Source organism: Aestuariivirga sp., from assembly GCF_044239095.1.
Lineage (GTDB): Bacteria > Pseudomonadota > Alphaproteobacteria > Rhizobiales > Aestuariivirgaceae > Aestuariivirga.
The window spans coordinates 1-4,564 of record NZ_JBIICB010000321.1 but is presented as its reverse complement, the minus strand read 5'-3'; the positions used below and the strand labels follow the sequence as shown (position 1 = coordinate 4,564).

General features: G+C 62.9%; 4 protein-coding genes and 1 pseudogene. 2 read left to right on the top strand and 3 right to left on the bottom strand.

All coding sequences use genetic code 11. From position 1 onward, the window contains the following. Together ACILRA_RS20250 and ACILRA_RS20245 are read left to right on the top strand one after the other, a co-directional pair. Window positions 1–1,078, top strand: a 1,078-nt coding sequence (locus ACILRA_RS20250; RefSeq protein ID WP_395663861.1) for a dihydrolipoamide acetyltransferase family protein, incomplete at its 5' end; no start/stop codon positions are given. Between the two features lie 140 nt (window positions 1,079–1,218). After that, window positions 1,219–2,166 (top strand): carbohydrate kinase family protein, encoded by a 948-nt coding sequence (locus ACILRA_RS20245; RefSeq protein WP_395663860.1) that lies wholly within the window; start codon window positions 1,219–1,221, stop codon window positions 2,164–2,166. Window positions 2,167–2,224: 58 nt separating this feature from the next. Here the strand turns inward: ACILRA_RS20245 and ACILRA_RS20240 are convergent, their stop codons facing one another. The 3 genes and pseudogenes from ACILRA_RS20240 to ACILRA_RS20230 all read right to left on the bottom strand — a co-directional run. Beyond that, complete coding sequence (locus tag ACILRA_RS20240) at window positions 2,225–3,052, bottom strand: carbohydrate ABC transporter permease (protein ID WP_395663859.1); 828 nt, start codon at window positions 3,050–3,052, stop codon at window positions 2,225–2,227. Further along, window positions 3,049–3,966: a carbohydrate ABC transporter permease gene (locus ACILRA_RS20235; RefSeq protein ID WP_395663858.1), complete on the bottom strand. Its 918-nt coding sequence runs from the start codon at window positions 3,964–3,966 to the stop codon at window positions 3,049–3,051. The genes ACILRA_RS20240 and ACILRA_RS20235 overlap by 4 nt, the downstream gene beginning before the upstream one ends. 73 nt (window positions 3,967–4,039) lie before the next feature. Further along, window positions 4,040–4,564 (bottom strand): annotated as a pseudogene (locus ACILRA_RS20230) (sugar ABC transporter substrate-binding protein); the annotation flags it as partial.

The window sequence follows — 4,564 nt, the reverse complement described above, 5'->3', positions numbered from 1 at the left end:
AGGCACCGCAGCCGTCGGCGCGCCGGTGGCCTATATCTATGCGGAGGGCGAGACCGTCACCGCGCCGGCCATTGCCGCAGCGCCCCAGACTGAGGCCTTACCGCCCGCCACAGTTACGGCAGCGCCCGCCGTTCTCGCTCCCGCCATCAACGGCGGCATCCCGCGGGCCACGCCGCTTGCCCGCAGGCTGGCGCGGCAGGCAGGCCTTGCAATCGGGACGATTGCCGGCTCGGGTCCGCGCGGCCGCATCACGGCGGCGGACGTGCGCACAGCGGGAGAGGCCAAGCCCGCCCCCTCCCCGGCGATTGTGACGCCGGTTGCCACGCCGGTTGCCGGCTCTTCGCATGAAAGTGTGCGCAAGCTCTATGCCGAAGGCAGCTATGATGCCGTGCCCGTGGACGGCATGCGCCGCACCATCGCCGCGCGCCTCACCGAGTCGAAGCAGACGGTGCCGCATTTCTATCTTTCCGTCACCTGCACCATCGACAGGCTCAAGGCCGCGCGCGAACAGCTGAACGCATCCGCACCCACAGGTGCTGATGGCAAACCGCTTTGGAAGCTCTCGATCAATGATTTCATCATCAAGGCCATGGCGCTGGCCTTGCAGAAGGTTCCTGCCGCCAATGTCACCTGGGCGGGTGATGCCATCCTCCGCCACAGGGCCAGCGATGTGGGCGTCGCCGTCGCGGTGGACGGCGGGCTTTTCACACCCGTCATCCGCGCGGCGGAGAAAAAGACGCTCACCGCCATCTCCGCCGAAATGAAGGATCTCGCTGCAAGGGCGCGGGAACGCAGGCTGAGCCCAGGGGAATATCAGGGCGGTTCGGCGGCGATCTCGAACCTCGGCATGTATGGGATCGAGCAGTTCACCGCCATCATCAATCCGCCGCAGGCCACGATCCTCGCGGTGGGCGCCGCCGTCGAGCGCTTCATTCCCGTGAAGGGCCAGCCGGTGCTCGCCACGCAGATGAGCTGCACGCTCTCCTGTGATCATCGCGCGGTCGATGGCGCGGTAGGAGCCGAGTTGCTCCAGGCCTTCAAGGGCCTTATTGAGGAACCGTTGCTGATGCTGGCGTAGCGCGCGTTCCGGCCAGGTGAACTCACCTGGTCGAAGAGAACGCGCTCAAGATCAATAGCTTGAACATGATCCGCAAAAGTGGTTTCCACTTTTGAGGATCATGCTCTAGAGACCGGCACGGCCGATCAAGGGAGGGTCTCGTGCCGCGCTACGACTATGTCTCGATGGGTTTCTATACCTATGACTGCCTGGGCTGGCCCTTCACCGAAGTGCCAGCGGGCGGCGGCACCGTATTCATCGACGAACTGACGCTCGCCGTATCGGGCGCGGGCGGAACGGCGGCGATTGCCGCTGCCAAGATGGGTCTGAGCACCCTGGCGGTTGCCGGCGTGGGTGACGATCTCATGGGCGACTGGGTGCTGCAGAGGCTTCAGCATTTTGGCGTCGATACCTCCTGCGTGCAACGCAAGCCGGGCTGGAAGACGTCTTCCTCCATCGTGCTGACCAGGGCCGACGGTTCCCGCCCCGCCCTTCATCGCAAGGGCGCCACCTCTGATTTCTTCGTCACCAACGACATGATCCCGCAGGTGACAGACACGAAAGTGTTCCACGCCGGCGGGGTGGGTCTGATGGATGCGATGGACAAGGGACAGAGCGCCACAGTGATGAAGGCCGCCAAGGCTGCAGGCGCCATCACCACCGTGGACGTGTTCGCCGGAAGCCCGAAGGATCTTCCCGCCATCGCTCATGTGCTGCCCTACACGGACTACTTCATGCCGTCGATCGAGGAGGCGCAGGCGCTATGCGGCCTCTCGGACCACGGAGATACCGCACGCTTCTTCCTCGACATGGGGGTCAAGGCCTGCGTGCTGACGCTGGGCGGCGACGGCGCATACTATCATGACGCGGAGGGCCGGAAGTTCCACCTGCCCTCCTTCGACATCGATGTGAAGTGCACCTGCGGCTGTGGCGATGCCTTCGATGCTGGCTTCGCGGTGGGGCTGGTCAATGGCTTCGACCCCGAGACCACGGTTCGCTTCGCCCAGGCAACCTCAGCACTGAACGCGACCGGACTGGGTTCTCAGGCCGGGGTCAAGGACTTCAGCCACACCCTCGCCTTCATGAAGACGGCAAAGACCAGGTCTTGAACCGCGCCTGATGAGGCGCGAGCGCGCGCATTGCCGCGGCCGTGCTTGCGAACCCGGCTCAGCCCTTGACCGCCCCCATGGTCAGGCCACGCGACAGATGGTTCTGGATGAGGATCACCAGCAGCAGCGCGGGGAAGAAGGCGAGGAAGCCCACAAGCGCGATGGCGTTGTAGATGATGCCATCAGAGCCGCCGGAGAAGTTGGCCAGCGCAACGGAGAGCGGATACGCATTCTTCGAGGCGATGATCAGCGTGAAGAGATATTCGTTCATGGCAAAGATCGCGGCGATGACGGCTGCCGTGATAATGCCGGGCAGGCACATGGGAATGATGATCTCCCAAAGGATGCGAAGGTCCGTCGCGCCGTCGGTCCGGGCGGCATCCTCGATTTCGGGCGGGATGTCGATCATGTAGCTCCGCACGATCCACACGACAATCGAGAGGTTCATGGCGGCATAGACGAGCATGAGAGCCCAGACCGAATCGATCAGCCCCATCTTGCCGAACAGGAAGAACATGGGCACGACGACCGCGGCGGGCGCCATCATCTTGGTGGACAGGATGTAGTTGCCGATATCGGCATTGCCCTTGAACTTGTACCGGGCGAGCGCATAGGCGGCGGGCACGCCGAGGATCAGGCAGATGAAGACGCTGCCCGAGACGGCGACGACCGAATTGTAGAAGTAGAGGCCAATGGGCCACTCGTTCCAGATCTTGGCCCAGGTCTCGATGGTGATGGTGGGGAAATAGATCGGTACCGGCGCGATGATCTCGTTACGCGGGCGGAGCGCGATCGACGCGAAAAACAGGATCGGCAGAAAGGAGAAAATCCCCCAGATGGTCAATACAATCCAGCCCCAGCGGGGGCCTTCCATGCGCTTGCTCATGTTTCGGCTCCCGACCTGAAGAATTTTCGCACGAGAATCTGCGCGAGAATGACAGATGCGATCAGCAACAGCACCGAGGCGGCGGCGGCATAGCCCTGGTCGAAGCTGCGGAAGGCGGTCCGGTAGATGAAGTAGCTCAATGTTTCTGTATAGCCTGCGGGCGAGCCCTGCGTGATGATGGCCACCGCCGACATGTTGTTGAGAAGATCGATGCCGCGCAGCACGAGCGCGATCGCGATAATGGGGCGGAGCAGCGGCAGCGAGATGTTCCAGAACATCTGTCCGAATGACGCGCCATCGAGGCGTGCTGCTTCCTCGACCTCCTTGTCCTGGCCCTGAAGGCCAGCCACGAGAATGATGAACAGGAAGGGCGTCCACTGCCAGACGTCGGTGACGATGAGCACGAAACGGGCATTCCAGATATGCGCCATCCAGTCGACCGGGCTATCGACGAGGCCCACACGCATCATGAGGTCGGAGATGACACGGCCATCATTGAACAAGAGCTTCCACAGAAAGCCCACGGCGGACGGCATGAACAGCATGGGCAGCATGAACAGGATGCGCCAGCCCTTGACCCAGGGGGAGCGGTAGGCGAGTGCGGCCAACAGCAAGGCGATCGCAAATTCGATGGTCAGCGTGATCGAGCCCAGCAGCAGCGTGTTCCACAGCGCCGTCCAGAAATGCTCGTCGCCGAACAGCACAAGATAGTTCTCGAAGCCGACGTAATTGTTCTGCCAGTTGAACTTGCCGGTGAACAGCGAGCGGTAGATCGCGAAGGCGCCGGGCCACAGCGTGATGCCCAGCAGATAGATGACGGCGGGCGCCAGCAGCAGATAGGGGAAGGCCTTCCGCATGAACGGCGAACGGCGGCGTACCACCGTTTTGGGAAGCTGGAGCGCCGCGTCTGTCATGCAGGAAAAATCCTTTGATAGGGAATGGACCGGGGCCCCGCCTGCGCGGAGCCCCGGAACGTAGGGTTATCGATCAGAACGGAAGCGGCTTGCCCTTGCCGATCCACAGGCCCGGCTCGGTGGCCGCGAAGTTCATGGGATCGGCGCCCTTGTAGAAGCCGTTCTTTTCCATGATCGCCTTGACCTTGCCTGCAGCCTCATCGAGAGCTTCCTTCGGCTTCTTCGTGCCGACGATGACCTCGTTGACGAGGAAGCCGATTTCCTGCTCGACCTGGAAGCCCGAGGGGATGCGCGGCGCGCACCAGGCATAGTCAAGCGACTCGGCCCAGACCTTGGCGGGCTGCGAAACCGAGCGGAGCTTCTCGTTGTTGAGCACCGACTTGGTGCCAGGCGCCACGCCGTTGGCATTGGCTTCGTTCATGGCCATGATCGACGATGTCGTCAGATAGGCGAGCATGAGGAAGGCCGCTTCCGGCTCGGGCGAGGTCGAGGCCACGACCGAGGTCGAGCCAGCGATGTTCGGCGGCGCATAGGTGCCACCGGCAACGCGCGGCTCGTAGACGGTGATGATGTCGTCGCCGATCTTCGACTGGTCAGG

Excerpts from the sequence above, each read along its gene's own strand:
- ACILRA_RS20240 (WP_395663859.1), bottom strand. The coding sequence starts at position 3,052 with ATGAGCAAGCGCATGGAAGGCCCCCGCTGGGGCTGGATTGTATTGACC.
- ACILRA_RS20235 (WP_395663858.1), bottom strand. The coding sequence starts at position 3,966 with ATGACAGACGCGGCGCTCCAGCTTCCCAAAACGGTGGTACGCCGCCGT.